Here is a 22,611-nt window from a genome sequence, read left to right on the forward strand (position 1 = left end):
TATAGCGAATGAAACGCAATGAAGACAAGTAAATATTATTCTTTTAAATAAGATTGAACTGCTTTTAGACACTTTTGAGCTTCTTTTACGCCAATATTGTATACTCGTTTCAATTCCTTAGGATCTTTTTCCATCGTACCAATATCTAAAGGATAAGGAGGCCTGATAACTAACATTTTGCCTTGTACTTCTTTTTTTCTAATGTAACTAAGGACATCATTATAATCTGTTGCCCTAGTCTTCAATTTTTTTAAGACAGCAGGATACTTGTGTAATACTAACTCTAACGCTGGGTATAGTTTACTTGCTTCTTTTCGGTAAGATAGTGGCTGCGTTAAAATTACAACATTCTTCTGATAGCCAATTTTTTCAAAAAATTTAATCGGGATTGAATCTCTAATTCCCCCATCCCAATATTTACGATTACCTATCTCTACTGGCCTTGCAAAAACTGGAATAGAAGAAGATGCACGAATCCATTTTAAATCAGCCTCTTTGCCTGACAACAACTTGTGATATACAGCTTCTCCATTATCAATGTCAGTTGCCACACACCAAAAATCCATTGGATTTTTTTGAAAAGCATTTGTATCAAAGATATCTAATTTAACTGGTAGCTCTCGGTAGCAAAAATCAGCGCCATATAAATCTCCTGTCTTTAGCCACGACTGCCAACTTGATAAGCGAGGATCATGAGCATATTTAATGTTATAACGTAAAACTCTTCCTATTTGTTCAGATTTATAATTACAGCCAAATGCAGCCCCAGCTGACACACCAATTGCTCCATCAAACTTAATTTTTTCTTTCATTAAAGTATCAATAACACCAGCGGTAAACATGCAGCGCATCGCTCCGCCTTCCATTACCAATCCTTTTTTCATACTTTCGCCACCTTTATTTTTAATATTTTAGCAAGAAAAAACTGCTAGTTAAAACTAGCAGTTAAAGTTTATTTACTTTTTATAATTTTTCCTGAGAATCCACTTTCTTAATTCATCAATTAAAATTAGAGGAATTGGAATACATACTAGCATAATCCAATCATGTGCATTAAGTGGCTCTGTACCAAAGAATGACTGGAAAACTGGCACATAAGAAATGCATAGCAGCAAAACTATCTCCATAATAATTCCGATAAAGATCATGGAATTCTTGAAGAAATGCCTATTAAACATTGATTGTCTTGAATAACGAATATTTAATACTGCCGCAATCTGACAAAAGATAATTGCAGCTAAAGTTACTGTCGTTGCTTGACAATAATCCCAACCTACCACTGGCAAATTTGGAAAAATATGACCACGATAGAAATTAGCGCCAAAGAATGCTGCTGTTGCAATAATTGAAGCAATTAAGCCATACCATAAAAATGCTTTAGCTAAAACATGCTTATTAATTAAGTGATCTTTAGGTGACCTTGGAGGTCGATCCATGATACCTTTTTCAGGATCTTCCCGTCCTAATCCGAGGGCTGGAATCATATCTGTTCCTAGGTCAATAAATAGAATTTCCATTACAGTTAAAGCAAGCGGAATTGCACCACCTGAAAGCAAGAACAAGACTGAAGGAACTGCTTCAGGCATGTTTGAGTTCAAAATATAAATTAAGAACTTACGAATATTACTGTACACACCGCGTCCTTCTTTAATTGCACCAACGATAGAAGCAAAGTTATCATCAGTTAAAATCATATCAGCTGCTTCTTTTGCAACATCAGTACCAGTACCGCCCATGGCAATTCCAATATTGGCTTTCTTTAAGGCTGGAACATCGTTAACACCGTCACCGGTAGCAGCAACAATCTTGCCCATTTTTTCATACATAGAAACAACACGATATTTTTGCTCAGGTGCCATTCTAGCAAAGACAACCTCACCTTCAAGATAATGTCTTAATTCATCATCTGGCATTGTCTTTAAAGCATCCCCTGTAATTACAGTTAAAGGCTTATCTGGATCGGTCAAACCAATCTGGCGCGCAATACTTTTAGCAGTTAAACCATAATCACCGGTAACCATCGTTACCTTAATTCCAGCTTTGCGACACTCACGAGCAGCTTTATATACTTCTGCTCTTGGTGGATCCATCATGACTGTTAAACCTAAGAAAGTAAGATTTTCTTCAACTGTCTCAATCGTTGCTGAGTCTAAATTGTTCATCATCTTTTGATCAAGATTACGTCCCGCAACTGCTAAAACACGCAGTCCATCCTTCGCATAGCCATCATTAGCTCGCATAATCTTATCTTTTATTTCCTGGGTAATAGGTTTTATCTCACCGTGTTCTAAATAAGAAGTACACTTATCAACCACACAATTTGGAGCACCTTTAGTATAGGTATTAAAACGGTGTGTGCCATCAGAGCTTTGAATTACCGTCATCATTTTTCTGCTTGAATCAAATGGTAGTTCTTTAACTCGCGGCGTATTTTTTAATTCAGCTTCAACATCAACTTTACCTTTTCGAGCAACCACTTCAAGGCATGCTTCAGTTGGATCGCCCAAGATTTGATAACGGACATGCTTTTTATCTGGTGCTTGAATTCTTGCGTTGTCTGCAAAAAAGCCACCAAGTAATACTTCTTTTAAAGTATCGTTATCTTTAGCAAAAACATGCTTCGGTCCTTCTTTAATATGGCCTCGAACAGCATAGCCTTCACCTGACACATGATAACTCTTTTCTAGTGTCCAAAGTTCCTTAACTGTCATTTCATTCTTAGTTAAAGTTCCTGTTTTATCAGAACAAATCACTGATGTTGAACCTAACGTTTCTACGCTAGATAAACGCTTAATTAGAGCGTGCTTTTTTGCCATTCGTTGAACCGCACCAGCTAAAGATAAAGTAACTGTTGGCTCTAATCCTTCTGGAATAAAGGCTACAATCATTCCCAGGGCAAAAACAAAGCCCTTTACTAAAGGATAGTGAACAAAGAAAGTAGCAATTAGGAAGAAAATAATTCCAATTGAAATTGCCAAAATTGAAATCTGCTTAGTTAAAGTATCTAGTTCCTTTTCAAGCGGACTCTTTTGTTGAGCAACGTTTTGAGTTAATTCAGCAATCTTACCGAAATCAGTATTCATACCTGTTTTAACCACAACACCGGTAATGTTGCCCTTCATCATATTAGTACCAGAAAAAATCATGTTATTAAGATCAGCATGATTTTTCTTCTTAACGTCTTCAACAGCATGTGCCCCTTTATGAACTGGGTTCACTTCACCAGTCAGTGAGGACTGATCTGCTTGAGCCGTTGTAGCTGCAATTACACGAATATCAGCTGGAATATCGTCTCCCTCTTCAAGCTTAACGATATCGCCAGGAACTAAGTCTTTAGCTAAAATCTTCTCTTCCTTACCATTTCTTATAACACGAGTATAAGAGGGAAGCATATTCGCTAAGGCCTCAGTTGCCTTATCAGCTTGAAATTCTTGCCAAAAACTAAAAATACCATTAATGATATTTACTGCCCAAATAGCAATTCCTAATTGCACTAAATCAGCACAAAAAGCAATAATACCTGCTACCCAAAGCAGAATCGCCATTAAATTAGTAAAATTAGTTAAAAATTTCTTCCAAAGTGGCTCCTGTTTTGCTTTGGCAAAAATATTCTCTCCATATTTTTGCTGCAATGTATGAACTTCATCAATTGTTAAGCCGCTTTGACTAGTATTTAATTCCTTCAGTGCATCTTCAACAGATAATTGAGCAACCTTAATTATCTCATCGTTTTCATCATTTTTAGTCAAAGTTATCACTTCTATTCCTTTTTACAGATCCATTTTAGTTCACTTTTAAAAAATATGCACATAAAGTTAATATATTAAAAAAAGAGTAGCCTTCGACTACTCTTCATTCTTTGTTAAATTTTTCTTTTGATATTTATGTTTTTCTTATCTTCCAGGCCAAGTATTAGTTGTATTCCAGCTGTTTAAGCCACCAAGCCAGCCTTTACTCATTGAAATTTTTTTAATCTTTTCAAGTAATGCTTCTTCATCTGTTTCCAAGTGAAGATGGTTAGTAAGACAAATAGTATTTATATTTTGATAAGTTACACGGGCTTCATCTACTTCATCTTGAACATTATGTTCTAACTTGTCTAAGGCAACTTCAAGTTGTTCTAGTAAGTATTCATTGCCTTTCCTATCATAATGAGTCTTAGCAAGTGAGATAAAGTAATTCAACACTTGTTCCAATTCATTTTTCATATTTCTGTCCTCCAAAGAGTAGTTTTGTTTCCAAATATTATCATTTATTCATTAATTTTACTATCATTTTTTGTAAAACTTGAAAATGACTGATTTGACCTAATATATTACCAATTTGGTATTTAGATATATAAATTATTTACTTTTTTTAATAAGTTCTTCTTTTGCTCATACCTATATTTCTTATTTTCTATTCTTTAAGCGTTGTTGCAACTTGTCTTTCATATAATAATAAGTAATTGAGAAAATCCACATACTAGTAATTCCGATTGCAAAGTTTAGGACTACACTATCAATATTTACGAAATAGAAGAATATTTTTCTTACAAAAATTGCAAAGATTAAGCTTAGTACAACCACTATCCATTCTTCCGTATTTGTTTCCTTATTTTTAATTGTTTCAATCCATTTCATTGGTAGTCTTCCTTTATACTTTTAATTTCTTATTTTTCATTCTTTTTATAAATTCAAATACTAAATAGGCAAAGATTATTCCCCATAGGATATTCCCTAAAATTATGCAAAAAGTTAGCTGACTTCCAACTGCAAGATCACCCAAGCTAGCAAGAATACTAATTAAAATTCCGCTAAGAATAGAATAAAAAATAAGCTGTTTATCATTCATTTTCTTTCTTCTCCTGTAAAGATCTTGCTATGATTTTAGCATTTAAAAATTGGCAAAAAATAAAAAAGACCTATTTGGTCTTTTTTATGACAAATTTGGTATTTATTTATTACGTGCCAAGTTCAATAGTGCCTAGTGCTTGAATACTGATTTATCTAAAAATTAGTCAATGACAAAGTTTCACCAGCCCCAGCCCACTTGTCGAGATCTTTATCTAATAAAAGTTGCAACTTGGTCAAAGTTTCAGGCAATTTGAATCCATGTGCTACAGAATACAAATTAATATCTTGCTTTAGATTAAATACTACCTTTTGTAAATTAATTTCCTTATCCAATTTTTCAATAGCGGTGTCAATCAATTTTTGAGCTTCTGGATCAGTTGCAATATCAGAGTTTGCTTTAATCTTATCTAACATCTCTTTTAATTTGGTTTCGTTCATCTTTTTATCCTCACATAATATAATTTAATGTCGTTTTATTCTATCAAATTTACCGCTTATTCAATACCTTATCTAAAAAATATTCAAAATATGTACTGCGTACTGTCACTATTGTGGCATTACCTTGCATCAAATATCAAAATATAATGACTTTCACCTGTTACCCGATTAAATTCCTTTAATGCTGAAAAAATTCACGACAGTAATAACAAGTTGGACGTCCAATATAAAGCAAATATTCTTTATTATCGCGTTTACTAATTAAATCCTTAACTTGAGTCATATTTGATCTCAAACATTGTTTTCATATTTCTGAGGTGATACATCAGCATACTTTTCTATTTTTATTTCTTGAAGTTGTGTATTTTATACTTCTTGCGCATTTACTGGCTTAGCAAACAAAACGATAAGTAGTGTCTGGGAAAGAAGTCTATTTTTAGTTAATTCTGGATTTTTACTCAAAAGAAAAACGTTATTAAACCAAGGTTTATTAATATCAAGATTTAATAGCATTTCTTAATTTCTGAGTTTTTCCCAGATACATTAATGTAGTGATTTTCTTATTTAATTCCATGTAATCCCATCTCTTTCAAAATTTTATAAAATAAGCTTAACATTAAGTAAATCTATTAGATTTTCATATTTACTTAAATAAAGGAGAAAGTAGAAAAAGCACTAAATCAGTCATTCAAAAACTAATTTAGTACTTTCAGTTTTATTATTACTTTCTTATGATTCTTTTTAATATTTTTCCTATTACAAACGATATGGCCAAAATTAGTACGAAATAAACCCAAAATTCTATTCCATCTTTATAATTTGTTGAATTATATAATTTAACTTCAAAAACATAAATTGGCCAATACAAATAAAGTGCAAAAAAAGAAAGATCATAACCTCTTTCTAATTTTTTATTAATAGCGATAACTATTACAGTAACAATAAGAAAAATAGTTAGTAAAAGTGCTTGCAATTGATTAAAGTTAAAATAATTAAAGCCCGTTTGATACAAGTTACCTAAAAAAAGTATTACATTAATAATAGTTACAAAGAATAACATAAATCTCTATATAAATTAATTACTCTTATATCCCAGATATCCTCCAATTGCAGCACCTCCTAAGCCACAGGCAGTCATTCCCCATGGTCCGAATCCTCTGCACCAACTTACTCCGCGAGTAGCTCCCGTAGCAGCTCCTATTACAGCATTCCCCCACTTGTTTCCACCCATTACATTTCTTAATTCATGTTTTTCTAATGTTTTTAAAGCCATATTAATTCCCTACTTTCTTATCTTTCCGAATCCACCAGTAGCTGCCGTTACGCCAGCCCATGCTATTGGAACATAGTGTGCTCCAACAAAGCCACAAGCAGGACCGCAAACTGCATTTCCAAGAGCCCATCCAGCGACTGTCGCTCCACCTACTCCACCTATATTAGCAGCCAAATTATTTCTCCCACCAACTATGTTAGCCAATGTTTCAAATGATAATGTATTAAAATTTTTCATAATAAAGACCTCCTATAATTAATAATCTTTATATATTTAGCCTACTATAAAAAACAATTTATTTTTTATATGGATTAATATTGCTTACTTACTAACCAAAACAGTATATTTTATCCAAATTCGTTCCCAAAATTAAGTTTCAGGCAATTTAAATCCATACACTACAGAATACAAATTAATATCTTGCTTTATATGAAATATTGCTCTTTGCAAATCAATATTCTTATCTAACATCTCTTTTTTATTCACTTATATTTTTATCTTTAGATTAATAAAATTTTAATTTTTTATTCTATCAAATTTATCTTTTATTCAATACCTTATCTAAAAAATAGTTAAAATATGTGCTACGACCTGTCACTATTGTGGCATTACCTTGCATTCCGTACTTAACATTTATATCACTAACTATGGCAATCGAAATAACTTCATACATACTTTGCTTGTTCACATTTATTGGATAAACACCAATCTCCTTTACCTTACCAGTTAATCTACTATTCAAGCCGTCTACTGTAGGTACAGAAAAGTTTAACTTCTGCCCCTTCTTAATAGACGAGATTTTATTAGTGAGCACATAGGTAACAATCCTCACTTTTCCTTTAGCTTTCATAACAGGCATTAAACTAATCCCACTATCTTGATCAACATGAGCTACCCATTTTTGACCATGTTTTGTAACGACTTGTCCCTCATCATAGCTAACATTTTTCTGATTAATTACAACCGTTGGTTCAACAACGCCAACCGAAGAGACTGTACTCTGTCTAACAGCAAAAAAAGATCCAATAAATAAAAGTAGAACAAAAATAGCGGCTGGAATAATAATCATTGTCGAGAAATTCTTGAACTTATAGGAATAGAATTCTGTACTTTCATACTCTTTTGCATCCATCTGTACTCACCTATCCCTTCACTAAGTCATAGTAAAAACCATGCTTACTCATCAATTCGCTGTGGCTGCCTTCTTCAACTATTTGACCATGATCAATTACAACTACCTTGTCTGCCCGTTCTGCAATTGCTAGTCGATGCGCAATAAAGATAATTGTCTTATCCTTTAGCTTCATCAAATTATCAATCACTTTCTTCTCAGTAATTGTATCTAAGCCACTTGTTACTTCATCAAAAATAAATACCTTTGCAGGAGATAGTAATGCCCGGGCAATAGTTAACCTTTGTTTTTGTCCACCAGATAAAATTTTGGCATTTTCATCTAATTTTGTTTCAAATTGCAAAGGTAGATTAGCTATTTCTTGGTCAATCTCAGCAATTTGACAAGCCTTTATTACATCTTCTTCAGTGATATCTGGCCTACAACCTAACAACAAATTCTCTTTAACTGTTCCAGAAAAGATATATGGAGTTTGAGGTACATAATTTACATATGACCGCAACGTATGCTTATCAATTTCACTTGTTGCATGTCCATTTAATGTAACCTGACCTTTACTTGGCGAAAAGAAATCTACTAACAACTTAACCATCGTAGATTTTCCAGAACCACTCATTCCAACAATCGTTAATTTTTCGCCCTGGCTAATTTTGAGATTAATATCTTTTAAGACATCTGTGCCATAACCATAGCTATAATCCACATTCTTATATTCAATATTTCCTTCTAGGAGCTTACGATCTTCAATAGTAGCCTTCTGATTGAATTCACTTTTTACTTGATAGACCTCATTTAATCGATTTTGAGCAACACTAGCTGATTGAAGTCGCGGTTGTAAATTAATAATACTTTGCAAGGGATCAATGAAATATGCCAGCAATGCATTGAACGTCATTAACTGACCAATGCTCAATTGTCCTTGCATTACAATCTTTGCACCAACCCAAAGAACAATTACATTAAGAGATAATTGAATAAATGTCTTGAGTGCTGTCTGTAAACTCTCAGTCTTACTATATTTAAATGACTTCTTTAAGTAATCTACAAACTGACTATCGATTCTTCTATATCTTGTATTCTCACTATTTAAAGCTTTAATAGTTTCAATTCCTTGAATATCTTCAATAACTGAAGAACTCAAAACAGCATTACTTTCCATTTGTTCGTTATTTAGTTTTTCAAACTTTTTAGTAAAACCTAGAATTACAACTGCATAAATAGGCAAAGCTAACAGTGTAATCCCAAATAATGTCATATTTTGTGCTGCTAAGACTAATCCCATCACAATCACAATTGAGAGGTCTAAGAAGAGCGAAATAACTGTACTTGCCAAAGCGTCAATAATTCTACTTGCATCAGAAAAACGCGAAGTAATTTCACCCGTTCTTCTTGTTACAAAGAATTCCATTGGTAATTCAAAAATATGCCTGATGTATCGCAGATTTAGATCAATACTTAATCTTTGACCTAAAATATTTAATAAAAAATTCTGTCCATAAGAAAAAATTGAATTAAAGACATAAGCAATTAATAGTCCAACAGCTAAGATCGAAAGAGTCTGATAGGTTCCATCTGGAATGTAAGTATCAATTATTCCTTGAACAAAATATGAACTACAGATACTAATTATGGTCATTAATAAAGCGGCTAAAATGATGTTAATCATCAGCCGCTTTTGTTTAAACATATATGGAAAGAGAGACCATAAATTATTCTTCTTTTCTTTGATTGGTTCAAAGTCTTCGTTAGGAACCATAAAGAGTGCAACACCAGTCCATTCTTGAGCAAATTTGTCTTTTGGCATCTTTACTACACCAACTGATGGATCAGGATCTGCAATTACTAAATAATTCTTAGCATTTTTAAGAACTACGTAATAATGAAGTATTTCTCCTTGTTTTAGGACGTGGGCAATAAAAGGATATTGAATACTATTCTCATCAAATAAAGACATATCTGCTTTTACGGCTTCTGTTTTGAAATTAAATTTTTGTGCTGTCTTCACTAGTCCTAAAGCAGTTGTGCCTTCAAGATTAGTACGAGCTTCATGACGTAAATGTGCTAAAGATACGCGAGAATGATATTGCTTTAAGATCATTGCTAGACAAGCAACGCCGCAATCCATCTCATCCACTTGTGGCACGTATACGGATTTATATTTGAATAACATAAGTCTTACCTTTTACTTAACATTAATTTCTGGATATTTATTTAATAGATCCTCAACAGTTTTTCTGCAACTACGAGCGAACACTACTTCATCTCCATTAGGAAACTTTATTGTCTTTTTTGAAAAGTCGATGCTGTTGATATTATTTGGATTTACTACACAAGATTGAGATACCTTAACTAAAAAATCATTTTCTTCGTTAATTTTGGAGATATTACTTCTGAATTCAGCTACACCAGTTTCAGTTATCAAATTAACTTTGTGTTGTGACGTACTATTTTCAAGATAATAAATAGTCGTGTCTTCAACTTTATTAACTCTCCGTCCAATTTTATAGATAAGTTCTTTTCTTCCTGATTTCATAAGATTATTGATACTTTGAACGGCGCCAGTCAAGGTTTCTTCTAATCGCTGCATCATTTCTCTTGAATCTAAGGCCTTATTAATATAATCAATAGCACCAATTCTTCTACGATAAGTTAAAGGAGCATATTTGTCATAAGCAGTAACAAAAATTATTTGTGCATTTGGATCTTGCTTTTTAATAAATTCTGCTAAGTCTACTCCGTTTTTAGCTTTTGAATTTTGACTTAATTCAATATCTAAAAAATAAATTGCATTTTGAATATCATTAGCAACTACATAACTTACAACTTGCTCAAATGTATTAGCAACTAGCTCTAAATTGATTTCAATATTTTCGTAGACTGGATTATCATCGGTAAAGTTACTAACTGCATATTTAATATTTTTCGCTAAATTTTTTGCTAATACTTCGTCATCATCACAAACGATTACGGAATATTTCATTCTTCACTTTCCTCCTCTGGTTCAATCACGAGATAGAAATCAAAGTATCCTTCAGGCACTTCATAAGAAATAGTCATATTTTCATATTTATTTTTAATACTATTGATATTGGCTAAGCCCAAGCCAGAGTGACTTTTCTTTGTTGAATAACCGTTTTGTCGTATTTGTTTAATTGAAATTTCAGAATCACCTCGTTTATTTTGTATTTCATATTCAAATTCACCACGTTCGTTTGAATAAGCCATAATTTCAATATGAGCTTCTTGATTTTGCTCTATTAATACTTTGCTTTCTTCAATCGCATTGTCACAACTTATACCGACGATTCTGACTAAATCTATTTCATTAATATTTTTAGGCAATTTCGTAATTTCACTGCTACATTCAAAATTATATGAAATATGTTCTCTATACATTTCTGTTAACTTAGCAATAATGATACTTTTGAGAGATTTTATTTTTATATGATTAACATCTCTATATTTTTCAAATGCTTTTGCATTTAAATTGGCCTTAGTATATTCATCAAGCTTTTGGATTACTTCTTTAGTATTTCCTTCCTGTGCACTGATTTTTAATGAGTTAAACATATTTCGATAATCATGCCGAAAAGCACGTAACTCATCTTCGCTCTCTTCAAGATATTGCGCATAGTCTTGTAATTGTTTTTGCTCTTTTATTAAATTATCTTGTTGTGATTTTTTTAAAAGATGCTTTTGAATATTTATTAGTTCCACGTAAGTCGCCATAGCAAAAACTATTTGAATTAATACAAAAATTGTAAAAAACATACTTAACGATGCATTTTTCTGGGTTTGTCCATAAAAAATCATTGTTAAAGTAGTGGAAACATATAGATAGATCAACAGTCCTATAAACACATTGTGATTTTCTTTCATTAAATATGAGTGAAGATACTTATAGAAGATCTCAATTATAAAAACTGCAAGAAGTATAATACTAATTTGGACTAATAAATTAAGATAAATTATATCCTCAATATGTAAAAGCTCCATTAAGATACTACTTAGTATATCTATTATGGAATCTACAACTCCTACAATTAAAATTGCCCCAATAGCCCAATTTTTTTCTTTACTCTTTCTAAAATAAAATATGAAAAATAAAATTTCCAAAAAAGTGGCTAGTTCAACAACTCCTCCACATAAAATTGGAAGTAAGAATAACACTCCACCGAGAATCAAAATATTTTTTTTACTAGCTGCAATTTGAGAAACTCTAAAAAATATCCATAAATCAGTTATTCCAGAAATAAGCATTAAAAAGCTATAAACTAACAACATTTTTATTTCCAAATGTTGCGCGTCCAGTAAAATATACCTTTACTAAAATTTCCATTAACAAAACCATTTACTCTAGTACCACCAACAACTTCAATCATTTCTTCTTCACTCAAAGTAGTAGTTTTAACAATATTTTCTTTTCTAATTTCTTTCATTATTCTTCTCCTTAAATAATAAATATTATTTTTATGTCTTAAATATTACCATCTTTCATCCCTCGAAAATACCAAAAATACCGAATCAGTCACTTTTACGACTAATTCGGTATTTTATTATTATTCTTAAGTTATCAATTAACTATTTTTCATTAGATGTGCTCTTTTTCTCATCTAAGATCCAGTTATATTGCTTAGCAAACATTACAATTAATAAGATACTTACTACTACATATAGAGCAGTCGCAATGTAATATGCATTCGCATACCCAGCTGGCGTCTTAAGTAAGTAAAAGGCTGTAAATAATCCATCAATTATTCCAATTACCGCATATGCAATCTGAACCACAGCAGTAAAGGCTGGACGCATATCTTTATCAACAATAATCATCTGTACTTCTTGCTGAATCGGCATTGTTGCATTTGCTAAACCACTACGTAAGAATAGCAAAACCCCTACAATTACAAAAAGAGTAATTCCAGTGCCGAAGTGTCGACCGTTAGCCATTAAAAACATTAATGGTGCACAAGTTAAGGTTCCAGCAGCAATAGAAACAATGGCACCTAGCTTCTTGGCTAAGAATGGAGCAAAGAAATATCCAATAAACATTGCTGCGGTCTGAAATGTATTAATTGTTGAGGTAATTCCCCGGGGAATATGCAGATAATCATTCAAATAAATTGGAATATAAGGAACAACCAATCTAGCACCTAGTTGAATACCTGCAATATACAAGATCCACATAATCGTCTTTTTATTAATCAAAGCTTCAAAAGCTTTTTTCTTCTCTTCTGGCGTTTGCGGTTTTTTCATCCCCACGGTTCGATAGTCCTTTGGCTCATCTTTAATAAAGATTGCTAATACAAAAGCAACTACATTAACTAAAGCAGTCAAAATCAATACTATTCTAAAGGCATTGGTATAATTAGCTAGATAACTTCCACTTAATTGGGCGGTATGAGCAGATAGATTAGAAGCAATATCATAAGAAATACCCTGCATCTTACTAAAGAAGTACACTACTGCTTTTCCACCGATAAAAGTTAAGATAGTTTGAGCAACTAAGTTTACAACCATTACTACTGTAAACATCTTAGTTCTGATTTCTTTAGGTACATAAGAAGTCCACATCAAAGGATACATTAAGTCATAAACTCCAATTGCAGTCCATGAAATAATGTAGGCAAACATAATAATTATTTGATTAGTTGTAATAGTAGTTAACGCCAGGAAAATAGAAGTTAAAGGCGGCAAAATCAACAAAATTTTACGATAACCTAATTCATGCACCCAAACAATCATCAACGACATTAATAATGCAGTAATCGCATTAAAGATATTCAGACCTGAAATTAATCCTGGTGCTACTATATCAAAGTATGACAAAGCCGCATCATTAGTAATTCCAGTTACCGCACCTAAAATTCCGTAAATCCATAGATATAAATAAACATTTCTCCGATATCGGGGATTCCAATTCTTGATTGCGGCTTTTTCTTGAGCAGTCAAAGTAAAACCTTCTTTTTAAAACCATATATAACACTTTCAATTTTATTTTACTTCACATGTTCAGAAAAAACACATATTTGTCAATATTATTGCCTGTAAATCTATCACAGAGCGTAATTTTAAGGTATTATTGTAATAGTTTAAAAAAGGAGATTTTAATCGTGCAAAGTAAACGCCCTATTATCATTGGAATTGCCGGTGGTTCAGGTAGTGGTAAAACGACCATTGCCCATGAAATTTATGACCAATTACAACAAGATGACCATATTTTAATTATGACGCAAGATTCTTATTACAAAAATAACGATGACTTATCAATGTCAGAGCGTAAGAAGATTAACTACGATCATCCCGATGCCTTTGACATGCCACTACTTGTTGACCAACTTCGTCAATTAATGGACTATAAGGCAGTTGAAATGCCAGTTTATGATTTTACTGCTCATACTAGAAGTGAAAAGACTATTCACACCGAACCAGCTGATATTATTATCCTAGAAGGTATTCTCGTCCTTGGTGAAGAAAACTTACGTAACTTAATGAGCATCAAGGTCTTCGTCGATACTGATGATGACATTCGTTTCATTAGACGATTAGAGCGCGACACGCAAGAACGTGGTCGTTCAGTTCATTCAGTTATTGATCAATACTTAAAGACCGTTAAACCAATGTACAATCAATTTATCGAACCAACTAAACGCTACGCTGACATCATCGTTCCAGAAGGCGGCGAAAATGATGTAGCAATTGATATGCTTACTACTAAAATTCGTTCAGTTTTAAGTAACGTTAAATAGAAATAAACCTCGTAGGTTACTCTACGAGGTTTATTTTTTTTCTACTCAACTACATTATCTCCATCTACCGTTGTCATTGTTAAAACAACGCCTGAAGGTTGTGGATCAAACGAAATATTATTTAAACCATTTGCCGTTCTTACATGGGCATATTTTAAATTTGCACTCCAAACAGTATTATTTCCTTCAATATTCTTTATTTCATAATCACTCTTAAATACAGCATGATCGAGCGTAAAGTTGCCAGCCTTTAAATTTGCGCTGCCTTCGTCAATCGTAACATCAGTTAGATTCATATCTCCATCTGTTACATTTAAAGAAATCTTAGATAAAATAGATCCCGATACTTTGATTTCGCCATCATATGTCGCTAACTTGCCATCGGCCAGATCACTATTTCGTACTGTTACATTTCCATCTGTTGATTCAAGAAGTGACTCAGCTATCGCCACTCGTCTTACTCTGACTCTGCCTTCAGTCGATTTAAGATAAGCTTTTTCAGTCTTAATATCAACTATCTCAATATCACCGCTACTAGTTTGAATATCAAGACTATCCAAAGTAGCCTTTGCAGGAATTACAACTTTTAAGTGAGCTTCTCCCTTTTCAATCAAATTCATTTTTTGCTTAAGTCGTAGTTTACCATCTTCTAAGCGAATAGGCGGTAAGTAGTGTCTTTTCCCAGTAAAATTAACCGAAAAATTCTCGCCTTGTTCAACTGTTACGTCTCCAATACTTAGCTTTATTCTTAATTCATTGAACTTTTTATCACTTAACTTTACATCAACTATCTCATCTTTTTTATTCTCTTTAGAAAAAAGCTTTTCAAAAATCATAGCCTTTCCCCCTAATCCACGACTTAATTAAATTATTATTAATTATATTAATATGATTTAATATTTGCAACTCCTAAACGCAAAAAACAACGCTGAAATTTTCAACGTTGTTTTATTTTTTATCTAATTTAAATAAATTCTTTTACTTACTACCAGGTCTCTTTTTCTTTGCAACCTTAGCTCCTTGAACCATGCTATCATTGTAGCCCCAAACCCAAGTTACGATAAATGAAACCACAATTGTTACAGCACTAGCAATCAAAAATGTATAGAAGCTAGATAAATCAGTAGGATGCTTAGGATTAAAGAATGAAGAAAATCCAATTAATCCACCAGTAAAGCCATACATTGTTCCGTGCATTAAACCAGTAACAAGGCCACCAAATGCAGAACCAATACAACCGGAAATAAATACTTTCTTATATCTTAAACTAATACCATAAACAGCTGGTTCAGTAACACCACACATTGCAGAAATAGTTGAAGCAAAACCTAATTCCTTTAAGTCTTCTTTCTTAGACTTAACAGCTACCGCTAATACGGCAGCACCTTGAGCAATCATTGATGAACAAATAATTGCGTTCAATGCACTTTCACCAGTGCCAGCAATTTGTTGGGCAACAAGCGGCACAACACCCCAGTGCAAACCAAAGATAACCAATACTTGGTAGAAACCACCAATAATAAATCCACCAATCCAGCCAGATGCATGAACTAACCAGTTGATGAAGACTGCAATACCATTAGCAACACCTTGAATAATTGGGCCGGTTACCATTAAAGTCAATGCTGAAACTACTAAAACAGTAATTAATGGAATAAAAATCATTTGTAAGTACGATGGTAGCCATTTCTTAAGCCAATCTTCACACTTCTTAGCAAGCCATGCGGCTAAAATCATTGGGAAAATTGAGTAAGTATAGTTCAAAAATTCAAACTTAATTCCGCCAACTTCAAACATTGTCTTAAAGGCTTTGCCCCATTCAACTAACTGCGGATAAACTAATACTCCACCAATTACTGCTGCGATGATTGGATCGGAATTCAATCTTTTAGCTGCGCAGTAACCAACTAGAACTGGCAAGAAGAAGAAAGCCGAATCAGCAATTGCGCTAGTAGTGATATAGGCTGTACTCTTGACACTAAGTAAACTACCTAATTGTGGCAGAGTAAGCAATGCCAAAATACCTTTAATAATACCAGCTGCAGCAATTACACCGATAATTGGACTCATTGAACCAGTGATAAATCCAATTAAATTACCAAAAGCTTTTGAAACTGGATTTTTATCGTCATCTTCTGGAGCAGGAGCTGCTTCACTATCTAAAGGTCCTAATTGCTTAACTACTTCATCAAAGACATTAGTTACTTCATTACCAATTACAACCTGATATTGTCCTGACGCATGCATCACGTCTAAAATTCCACGTTGATTTTTTAAAACGTCATCATTTGCTTTATTTTCATCTTTTAAGTAAAAACGTAAGCGTGTAATACAGTGAATTACATTATTAACATTCTCCTTACCGCCGACATTTTTAATAATAAAAGAAGCTAACTCTGGATAAGATAATTTTTTGCTTGAAGTGTCTTCTGCTTCTGCCGTCTTTAAGTAAGCCGTTGCTACAGCTTCACCAGCTTTTGCTTCACCTTCAGTTACATCAAGTCCTGAAATCTTGTCAGCTGAATTAGTAATCAAAACCATGATTGTTGTATCTAATCCCTTAGCTTTGATTTCATCTAAATCCATTTCAGCAATTTCATCACCGGCCTTAACTTCTTGACCATTTTCAATCTTAATCGTGAATGGTGCACCCTTTAAGCCGACTGTATCAACGCCCATGTGGACTAGTACTTCTAGCCCTTCGTTAGTAACGATTCCGACAGCATGTTTAGTATCGGCAACCATACTGATTTTTCCTGAAACAGGTGCTACAACCTTTCCAATAGTTGGGGTCAAACCAAATCCATCTCCCATTGTTCCTTGAGAAAAAATAGGATCTGAAGTCTTAGCTAAAGCAATAACCGCTCCAGTAGCTGGAGCTAATAAATTAGTAGTATCTTGTACCATAATTTCATTCTCCTCTTTGAAAGTATCCGCTTTCATATATCTTGATTTAAATATTATACTTGTCTGTACAAGTTGTCAATACTATTTTATGAAAAAGCTTACTTTTTCTTTTAAATTAACTATTTTATAGATGAAAAAGTTTTGCTTTACTTGTCTAAACAAGTGTATATAATTAAAGACAAAGGAGGATTTTTTATGGCTCAATCTAAAGTTAGTGCTATTGCTCAAGATTTAGTTGATAAAATTAAGCATCAACAATATAAGCCTGGCGAATATCTCCCTAGTGAACATCAATTAATGGACTTATATGGTGCTTCAAGAGAAACAATTCGAAAAGCACTTACTAGCTTAACCGACCTAGGCTTAATTCAGAAGATTCGTGGAAAAGGTTCAATAGTTTTAAATCTCGATCGCTACACTTTTCCCATTTCAGGAATTAGCAGTTTTGCAGAATTGAATAATCAATTAGGACTTAAAGCAGAAACAAAAGTTTTACTTTTACAAAAAGAAGATCATTTGCCAACTGGCTTTATCAAATATTTTCCTGAAGAAAAAAACAGTACTGGTTTTCATCTTGAACGCTTGCGATTAATAGAAGGACAAGCTGATGTCTTAGATTGCGACTATTTGCTTTCTCCTCCTATTAATTCACTTCCAAAAGATGCCGCAGAAACTTCTATTTATAATTATTTAGAAAATAAAGAAAAATTAGAAATTTCCTATGCAACGAAGGAAATTTCTGTCTGTAAAGTTGACAAGAGAATTCAAGATTTACTTCAATTAGACAATAAACTTGCAGTGCTAGTTGCAAGTAGAAATTATTTAGCTGACACAACTAAATTCGAATTAACCCTGTCCTATCATCGACCTGACAAATTCAAATTTGTGGATTTTGCTCGCAGAAAAAAGATTAAATTTTAGAAAGGATTCAGCGATGAATAATTTAGGCAATAAAGTAATTTATCAAATTTACCCCAAATCTTTTTATGACTCAAATAATGATGGTATCGGCGACTTACGTGGCATCATTGAAAAAATCGACTATATCAAAAAGCTAAATGTAGACTTCATTTGGTTTAACCCATTTTTTGTTTCTCCACAAAATGACAACGGCTATGACATTGCTGATTATAAAAAAATTGATCCTCGATTCGGAACAATGAGCGATTTCGAAGAACTAGTCGCTAAATTAAAAGCAATTAATGTTAATGTGATGCTCGACATGGTTTTAAATCACTGTTCAACGGAACATGAATGGTTTAAAAAAGCTCTAGCCGGAGATAAAAAGTATCAAAAATTCTTTTATCTTAGAAAAGGTAAGGATGAACAACTACCTAATAACTGGCAATCAAAATTTGGTGGTCCAGCTTGGTCAAAATTTGGCGACACCGATTACTACTATCTCCACCTCTATGACCCAACTCAAGCAGATCTTGACTGGCATAATCCTGAAGTTCGTGCTGCCTTAATAGATGTTGTAAACTTTTGGCGTAATAAAGGAGTTCACGGCTTCCGCTTTGACGTAATCAACGTTACAGGGAAAGATACTACCTTAGTTAACTCAACAAATCCGGTGCAAGAAAAATCCCTTTATACTGATACACCAGTGGTGCAGCAATATTTAAAAGAATTAAATGCCAAATCCTTCGGTCAAGACCCAGAATCAGTTACTGTTGGAGAAATGTCATCAACTACAATTGAAAATTCAATTGCTTATACCCGTCCAGAAGATCATGAGCTTTCAATGGTCTTCACCTTTCATCACCTCAAAGTTGACTATAAAAACGGTGAAAAATGGTCTAAGATGCCTTTTGACTTTAAGAAATTAAAAGATATTATGCTTACCTGGAATAGTAAGATTGATCAAGGTGGTGGCTGGCAAGCTCTATTCTGGAATAATCACGACCAGCCTTGGGCATTAAATCGATTCGGTGATACTGGAAAATATCACAATAAATCTGCTGAGATGTTAGCTCTTGCTCTTCATCTACTACGCGGAACGCCTTACATTTATATGGGTGAAGAAATTGGTATGATGGATCCTCACTATACTTCCATGAAGGATTATGTGGACGTCGAAGCTTTGAATGCCTATGACGCATTAATCAAAAAAGGTATTGATGAAAAAGAAGCTTTTGAAATTGTTCAGTCTAAAGCTCGCGATAACTCAAGGGTTCCAATGCACTGGAATAATTCTCAATATGCTGGTTTTAGTGGCCACAAACCTTGGCTCATGCCAACAGACCAAGATAAAATTAACGTTGAAAAAGAACTACAGGATGGTGAAATTTTTAATTTCTACCAAAAATTAATTAAACTCAGAAAATCAGAAAAATTGATCTCTGAAGGTCACATCAAACCATTTTTAATGGAACACCCACAAGTTATGGCCTATGAGCGTTATTTAGATGACTCTAATGAAAAACTTTTAGTATTTGCGAACTTCTATGGCAAAGAAACTGAAGTTAAAATACCTGCTGAATATTTAAATAAGGCGGGGCATATTTTAATTCAAAATTACGATAAAAATCTTGCTTATCTTCCTTCAGCCTTGCAATTAAAGCCTTATGAAGCTTTAGCAATCAAACTTTAATTTAAGAAGATCAGATTGATCTTCTTTTTCTTTTCAAAAAAATAAAACTCCCTTTTGCGTAATTAAGATTAGAGATCTTTCTCTAATACACTTAAAGGAGTTTTCTATGGATAGGAAAGAATTAGAAAAACGGGTTGATGAAGCTGATATCACCGCTGATCCAATCTTTAGCTGGGTTAACTAACTGCCCGTCTGCAAGGATTTTTTGATTTAATGCGTGGTAAAATTAATACAAATGATAGCTTTATTCAAAAGTTACAAAGCGATGTTGAGAAATATAAAACTAATCCAGAAAGAAGGAAAGAGCTCATGGATTACCAAATGAAACTTGATGATATGCGATATGTTGGAGAAAAAACGGGAAAAGAAGAAGAACGAATTGACGCTATTAAGAAAATGATTAAGCTCAGTAGAAAATTGAATGCTAGCAATGACTTCATTTTAAAACAATTAACTGAAGATTATGGTTCATACTTCTCTCAAAAAGAACTAAAACAATTTATAAAAAATAATTAATCAACAAAAAACCACGTGAGTTCAACTCACGTGGTTTTTCATATAATTAATACTTACTTTGCAAATGCTTAGCAATCATTGAAAGCGAGAAACAAACAATGAAATACATAATTGCAATAATTACATACATTGGAATCAAATATGTCGTATTTTGACTGTAAATAATCTGTGCATGAAACAATAACTCTGGCAAAACAATAATTGTTGCAAGTGATGTGTCTTTAACTAATGAAACGAATTGTGACAGAAGGGACGGGATCATCTTATTAAGAGCTTGCGGAATGATCACATGATACATCGCCTGCATATAGGTCATCCCATTTGAACGAGCTCCTTCCATTTGTCCCGGATCCACAGCAGCAATTCCACTTCTAACAATTTCAGCAAGCATTGCTCCTTCAAATACTACCAAAGCAATAATCGATGCTACTGTTGGATTAGTAACAATTCCTAACTCTGGCAATCCAAAGTACGTAAAGAAGATTATCAGCAATAGCGGTAAATTTCTTATAATGTCAATTACAAAACCAACAATAGTTGAAAGATATTTGATCTTCACATATCGAATAAAGCCGAATACTAATCCTAGAATAAAACTCAAGGCAATTGATATTAAGGATACATATATAGTCACCCACAAACCTTGTAAGAGAAAGCGAATGTTAATCCAAGAATATGCATGAATAAAGTTTTCCATCTTTTTCTCCTCCCTAGGCTAATTTCTTTTCCAAGTGACGCATGTAGTAACTTAATGGCAAGGTTAAAATTAAGTAAAATAAACCTACAACAACATAGGTATTAATAGTTTCAAAAGATGAAAAAGCTATGACATCTGCTTGATACATCAAGTCAAAACCGGCTACAAAGGCTAATACCGATGAGTTTTTAATTAAGTTAATAAATTGATTGCCCAATGGAGGAATTACAATCTTTAGAGCCTGTGGCAAAATAACGTATCGCATTGCTTGCGTATAAGTCATCCCATTTGAACGAGCTCCTTCCATTTGTCCATCTCCAACTGAGTTAATTCCTGCCCTAACAGTTTCTGCAATAAAAGCTGAAGTATACAAGGTTAATCCAATTGTTCCAGCTGCAAAACCTGATACCTTAAACCAAATTTGCGGTACAACAAGGTAAAAAATCATTGTAATAACTAGCAAAGGAATGTTACGGAAAATTTCAATATAGACATGTGCCACTGCTCTACCAAACTTATTCGGTGCAACTTCTAATAAAGCAAAGCCTACCCCAAGAATTAAACTAAAGAACAGGGCAATTAGACTACATAAGATTGTGTTCCAAAAGCCTGATAAGAATTCAGACCAGTGATTTGTTAAAATCCCTATCACGAATTTTCAACCTCCTTAATGTTAAATCCTGGAATACCATTGAACCATTTAACTAACAAACGATGATATGTTCCGTTTTTCTTTAATTCATTTAGTGCCTTGTTAATGCGATCAGCAAAACCAGTTTGTCCCTTTTCTACAGCAATTCCGTAAGGTTCACTGGTGTAGGTACCACCAACTAATTTATACCCCTTATTTTCACTAGCAATTCCGGCAAGCAAGCCATTATCAGTAGTCATTGCTTGACCTTGTCCTGCTTTTAAGGCCGTAAAAGCTTGACCATAATCGTCATACTCTAAAACCTTTGCTTTTGGTGCAAATTTTTTAACATTATCAACTGCTGTTGTTCCCTTAACAGCTAGAGCCGTTTTACCATTAAGATCCTTAACATTTTTAATAGTTGAATTATCCTTAACTAGTAAAGATTGACCTGCAGTAAAATATGGTTCACTAAAAGTTACTTGTTTTTTACGATCGGGTGTAATTGTCATTGTTGCTAAAATCGCATCAATATTACCATTTTTAAGTAACGGAATTCTCGTCTTAGGCGTTGTTTGCACAAATTCAGCTTTTGCATTTTTACCTAACATTTGTTTAGTTAAAGCCTTTGCTAAATCTACTTCAAAACCTTCGATTTTTCCAGTTTTAATACTCATTAAACCAAATAATCGCGTATCAGCCTTAACGCCCCAAGTAATGGTTTTACTTGCTTTAACCTGTTCATAAACATTACTTGATTTTTGCTTCTTGGCACATCCAGTTAAAGTAATCAGTAAACCTAATACCAAAGGTAAAATAAAAATCTTAATTGATTTTTTCATT

The 22,611-nt window shown here is 33.2% G+C and carries 25 protein-coding genes; 4 read left to right on the plus strand and 21 right to left on the minus strand.

Annotated elements, in window-relative coordinates; all coding sequences use genetic code 11:
- Positions 1–35: 35 nt before the first annotated feature.
- The 16 genes from AB5359_RS04675 to AB5359_RS04750 all read right to left on the minus strand — a co-directional run bounded on the left by AB5359_RS04675 (position 36) and on the right by AB5359_RS04750 (position 13,627).
- Positions 36–884: a patatin family protein gene (locus AB5359_RS04675; protein WP_048684910.1), complete on the minus strand. Its 849-nt coding sequence runs from the start codon at positions 882–884 to the stop codon at positions 36–38.
- A gap of 72 nt (positions 885–956) precedes the next feature.
- Complete coding sequence (locus AB5359_RS04680) at positions 957–3,758, minus strand: cation-translocating P-type ATPase (protein WP_368280016.1); 2,802 nt, start codon at positions 3,756–3,758, stop codon at positions 957–959.
- A gap of 135 nt (positions 3,759–3,893) precedes the next feature.
- On the minus strand, positions 3,894–4,208 hold the full coding sequence (locus AB5359_RS04685; protein ID WP_368280015.1) for a bacteriocin immunity protein: 315 nt from the start codon (positions 4,206–4,208) through the stop codon (positions 3,894–3,896).
- A gap of 183 nt (positions 4,209–4,391) precedes the next feature.
- Entirely contained in the window at positions 4,392–4,622 is a 231-nt protein-coding gene (locus tag AB5359_RS04690) for a hypothetical protein (protein WP_003649208.1), read from the minus strand.
- A gap of 13 nt (positions 4,623–4,635) precedes the next feature.
- Entirely contained in the window at positions 4,636–4,833 is a 198-nt protein-coding gene (locus tag AB5359_RS04695) for a hypothetical protein (protein WP_003649209.1), read from the minus strand.
- A 155-nt stretch (positions 4,834–4,988) separates the two neighbouring features.
- Complete coding sequence (locus tag AB5359_RS04700; protein WP_003649210.1) at positions 4,989–5,273, minus strand: bacteriocin immunity protein; 285 nt, start codon at positions 5,271–5,273, stop codon at positions 4,989–4,991.
- A gap of 366 nt (positions 5,274–5,639) precedes the next feature.
- On the minus strand, positions 5,640–5,786 hold the full coding sequence (locus tag AB5359_RS04705; RefSeq protein WP_156235821.1) for a hypothetical protein: 147 nt from the start codon (positions 5,784–5,786) through the stop codon (positions 5,640–5,642).
- Between the two features lie 208 nt (positions 5,787–5,994).
- A complete protein-coding gene (locus tag AB5359_RS04710) occupies positions 5,995–6,333 on the minus strand; it encodes a hypothetical protein (protein ID WP_003649212.1) in 339 nt (112 codons plus the stop codon).
- Positions 6,334–6,348: 15 nt separating this feature from the next.
- Positions 6,349–6,546, minus strand: coding sequence for a Blp family class II bacteriocin (locus tag AB5359_RS04715; RefSeq protein WP_003649213.1), 198 nt, complete (start codon positions 6,544–6,546; stop codon positions 6,349–6,351).
- A 9-nt stretch (positions 6,547–6,555) separates the two neighbouring features.
- Positions 6,556–6,783 carry a Blp family class II bacteriocin gene (locus AB5359_RS04720; RefSeq protein ID WP_048684917.1) on the minus strand — a complete coding sequence of 76 codons (228 nt, stop codon included), beginning with the start codon at positions 6,781–6,783 and terminating at the stop codon, positions 6,556–6,558.
- A 301-nt stretch (positions 6,784–7,084) separates the two neighbouring features.
- Positions 7,085–7,678 (minus strand): hypothetical protein, encoded by a 594-nt coding sequence (locus AB5359_RS04725; RefSeq protein WP_048684922.1) that lies wholly within the window; start codon positions 7,676–7,678, stop codon positions 7,085–7,087.
- A 10-nt stretch (positions 7,679–7,688) separates the two neighbouring features.
- Positions 7,689–9,848 (minus strand): peptide cleavage/export ABC transporter, encoded by a 2,160-nt coding sequence (locus AB5359_RS04730; protein WP_048684925.1) that lies wholly within the window; start codon positions 9,846–9,848, stop codon positions 7,689–7,691.
- Between the two features lie 12 nt (positions 9,849–9,860).
- Positions 9,861–10,658 carry a LytTR family DNA-binding domain-containing protein gene (locus tag AB5359_RS04735; RefSeq protein WP_003649217.1) on the minus strand — a complete coding sequence of 266 codons (798 nt, stop codon included), beginning with the start codon at positions 10,656–10,658 and terminating at the stop codon, positions 9,861–9,863.
- Positions 10,655–11,974: a GHKL domain-containing protein gene (locus AB5359_RS04740; RefSeq protein WP_126327865.1), complete on the minus strand. Its 1,320-nt coding sequence runs from the start codon at positions 11,972–11,974 to the stop codon at positions 10,655–10,657. The genes AB5359_RS04735 and AB5359_RS04740 overlap by 4 nt, the downstream gene beginning before the upstream one ends.
- On the minus strand, positions 11,965–12,117 hold the full coding sequence (locus tag AB5359_RS04745; protein ID WP_003649220.1) for a hypothetical protein: 153 nt from the start codon (positions 12,115–12,117) through the stop codon (positions 11,965–11,967). The genes AB5359_RS04740 and AB5359_RS04745 overlap by 10 nt, the downstream gene beginning before the upstream one ends.
- A gap of 142 nt (positions 12,118–12,259) precedes the next feature.
- Complete coding sequence (locus tag AB5359_RS04750; RefSeq protein WP_048684932.1) at positions 12,260–13,627, minus strand: MFS transporter; 1,368 nt, start codon at positions 13,625–13,627, stop codon at positions 12,260–12,262.
- Between the two features lie 161 nt (positions 13,628–13,788).
- Between AB5359_RS04750 and udk the strand changes: the two genes are divergently transcribed.
- The gene (gene udk, locus AB5359_RS04755; protein WP_003649222.1) at positions 13,789–14,424 is read left to right on the plus strand and encodes a uridine kinase; all 636 of its coding nucleotides are present in this window, start codon (positions 13,789–13,791) and stop codon (positions 14,422–14,424) included.
- A gap of 41 nt (positions 14,425–14,465) precedes the next feature.
- On the opposite strand, the gene AB5359_RS04760 is transcribed toward udk, so the two are convergent.
- Both AB5359_RS04760 and AB5359_RS04765 read right to left on the minus strand, forming a co-directional pair.
- Positions 14,466–15,260, minus strand: coding sequence for a DUF4097 family beta strand repeat-containing protein (locus AB5359_RS04760; RefSeq protein ID WP_368280012.1), 795 nt, complete (start codon positions 15,258–15,260; stop codon positions 14,466–14,468).
- Positions 15,261–15,402: 142 nt separating this feature from the next.
- Positions 15,403–17,331 (minus strand): PTS glucose transporter subunit IIABC, encoded by a 1,929-nt coding sequence (locus AB5359_RS04765; RefSeq protein ID WP_048684936.1) that lies wholly within the window; start codon positions 17,329–17,331, stop codon positions 15,403–15,405.
- 195 nt (positions 17,332–17,526) lie between these two features.
- On the opposite strand from AB5359_RS04765, the gene treR reads away from it, so the two are divergent.
- The 3 genes from treR to AB5359_RS04780 all read left to right on the plus strand — a co-directional run bounded on the left by treR (position 17,527) and on the right by AB5359_RS04780 (position 20,440).
- A complete protein-coding gene (gene treR / locus AB5359_RS04770; RefSeq protein ID WP_035429815.1) occupies positions 17,527–18,252 on the plus strand; it encodes a trehalose operon repressor in 726 nt (241 codons plus the stop codon).
- A 13-nt stretch (positions 18,253–18,265) separates the two neighbouring features.
- A complete protein-coding gene (treC, locus tag AB5359_RS04775) occupies positions 18,266–19,924 on the plus strand; it encodes an alpha,alpha-phosphotrehalase (protein WP_048684946.1) in 1,659 nt (552 codons plus the stop codon).
- A 213-nt stretch (positions 19,925–20,137) separates the two neighbouring features.
- Positions 20,138–20,440: an Rpn family recombination-promoting nuclease/putative transposase gene (locus tag AB5359_RS04780; protein WP_003649227.1), complete on the plus strand. Its 303-nt coding sequence runs from the start codon at positions 20,138–20,140 to the stop codon at positions 20,438–20,440.
- A 46-nt stretch (positions 20,441–20,486) separates the two neighbouring features.
- Here AB5359_RS04780 and AB5359_RS04785 read toward each other — a convergent pair whose 3' ends face one another.
- The 3 genes from AB5359_RS04785 to AB5359_RS04795 are packed head-to-tail and all read right to left on the minus strand — an operon-like array spanning position 20,487 to position 22,610.
- Positions 20,487–21,137: an amino acid ABC transporter permease gene (locus AB5359_RS04785; RefSeq protein WP_048684948.1), complete on the minus strand. Its 651-nt coding sequence runs from the start codon at positions 21,135–21,137 to the stop codon at positions 20,487–20,489.
- A gap of 13 nt (positions 21,138–21,150) precedes the next feature.
- A complete protein-coding gene (locus AB5359_RS04790) occupies positions 21,151–21,789 on the minus strand; it encodes an amino acid ABC transporter permease (protein WP_003647625.1) in 639 nt (212 codons plus the stop codon).
- Positions 21,786–22,610, minus strand: a complete 825-nt coding sequence (locus AB5359_RS04795) for a transporter substrate-binding domain-containing protein (RefSeq protein ID WP_035429821.1) — start codon at positions 22,608–22,610, stop codon at positions 21,786–21,788. Before AB5359_RS04795 ends, AB5359_RS04790 begins: the two co-directional genes overlap by 4 nt.
- Between the last annotated feature and the right edge of the window lies 1 nt (position 22,611).

Origin of the sequence: Lactobacillus sp. RTP31084st1_F9_RTP31084_210423 (genome assembly GCF_040919545.1) — a bacterium.
GTDB classification, from domain to species: domain Bacteria; phylum Bacillota; class Bacilli; order Lactobacillales; family Lactobacillaceae; genus Lactobacillus; species Lactobacillus paragasseri.

What these genes read in the sequence shown, in the direction of transcription:
- AB5359_RS04675 (WP_048684910.1), bottom strand. Translation starts at nt 884, where the DNA reads ATGAAAAAAGGATTGGTAATGGAAGGCGGAGCGATGCGCTGCATGTTT.
- AB5359_RS04685 (WP_368280015.1), bottom strand. Translation starts at nt 4,208, where the DNA reads ATGAAAAATGAATTGGAACAAGTGTTGAATTACTTTATCTCACTTGCT.
- AB5359_RS04690 (WP_003649208.1), bottom strand. Translation starts at nt 4,622, where the DNA reads ATGAAATGGATTGAAACAATTAAAAATAAGGAAACAAATACGGAAGAA.
- AB5359_RS04695 (WP_003649209.1), bottom strand. Translation starts at nt 4,833, where the DNA reads ATGAATGATAAACAGCTTATTTTTTATTCTATTCTTAGCGGAATTTTA.
- AB5359_RS04700 (WP_003649210.1), bottom strand. Translation starts at nt 5,273, where the DNA reads ATGAACGAAACCAAATTAAAAGAGATGTTAGATAAGATTAAAGCAAAC.
- AB5359_RS04705 (WP_156235821.1), bottom strand. Translation starts at nt 5,786, where the DNA reads ATGCTATTAAATCTTGATATTAATAAACCTTGGTTTAATAACGTTTTT.
- AB5359_RS04710 (WP_003649212.1), bottom strand. Translation starts at nt 6,333, where the DNA reads ATGTTATTCTTTGTAACTATTATTAATGTAATACTTTTTTTAGGTAAC.
- AB5359_RS04715 (WP_003649213.1), bottom strand. Translation starts at nt 6,546, where the DNA reads ATGGCTTTAAAAACATTAGAAAAACATGAATTAAGAAATGTAATGGGT.
- AB5359_RS04720 (WP_048684917.1), bottom strand. Translation starts at nt 6,783, where the DNA reads ATGAAAAATTTTAATACATTATCATTTGAAACATTGGCTAACATAGTT.
- AB5359_RS04725 (WP_048684922.1), bottom strand. Translation starts at nt 7,678, where the DNA reads ATGGATGCAAAAGAGTATGAAAGTACAGAATTCTATTCCTATAAGTTC.
- AB5359_RS04730 (WP_048684925.1), bottom strand. Translation starts at nt 9,848, where the DNA reads ATGTTATTCAAATATAAATCCGTATACGTGCCACAAGTGGATGAGATG.
- AB5359_RS04735 (WP_003649217.1), bottom strand. Translation starts at nt 10,658, where the DNA reads ATGAAATATTCCGTAATCGTTTGTGATGATGACGAAGTATTAGCAAAA.
- AB5359_RS04745 (WP_003649220.1), bottom strand. Translation starts at nt 12,117, where the DNA reads ATGAAAGAAATTAGAAAAGAAAATATTGTTAAAACTACTACTTTGAGT.
- AB5359_RS04760 (WP_368280012.1), bottom strand. Translation starts at nt 15,260, where the DNA reads ATGATTTTTGAAAAGCTTTTTTCTAAAGAGAATAAAAAAGATGAGATA.
- AB5359_RS04765 (WP_048684936.1), bottom strand. Translation starts at nt 17,331, where the DNA reads ATGGTACAAGATACTACTAATTTATTAGCTCCAGCTACTGGAGCGGTT.
- treR (WP_035429815.1), top strand. Translation starts at nt 17,527, where the DNA reads ATGGCTCAATCTAAAGTTAGTGCTATTGCTCAAGATTTAGTTGATAAA.
- treC (WP_048684946.1), top strand. Translation starts at nt 18,266, where the DNA reads ATGAATAATTTAGGCAATAAAGTAATTTATCAAATTTACCCCAAATCT.
- AB5359_RS04780 (WP_003649227.1), top strand. Translation starts at nt 20,138, where the DNA reads ATGCGTGGTAAAATTAATACAAATGATAGCTTTATTCAAAAGTTACAA.
- AB5359_RS04785 (WP_048684948.1), bottom strand. Translation starts at nt 21,137, where the DNA reads ATGGAAAACTTTATTCATGCATATTCTTGGATTAACATTCGCTTTCTC.
- AB5359_RS04795 (WP_035429821.1), bottom strand. Translation starts at nt 22,610, where the DNA reads ATGAAAAAATCAATTAAGATTTTTATTTTACCTTTGGTATTAGGTTTA.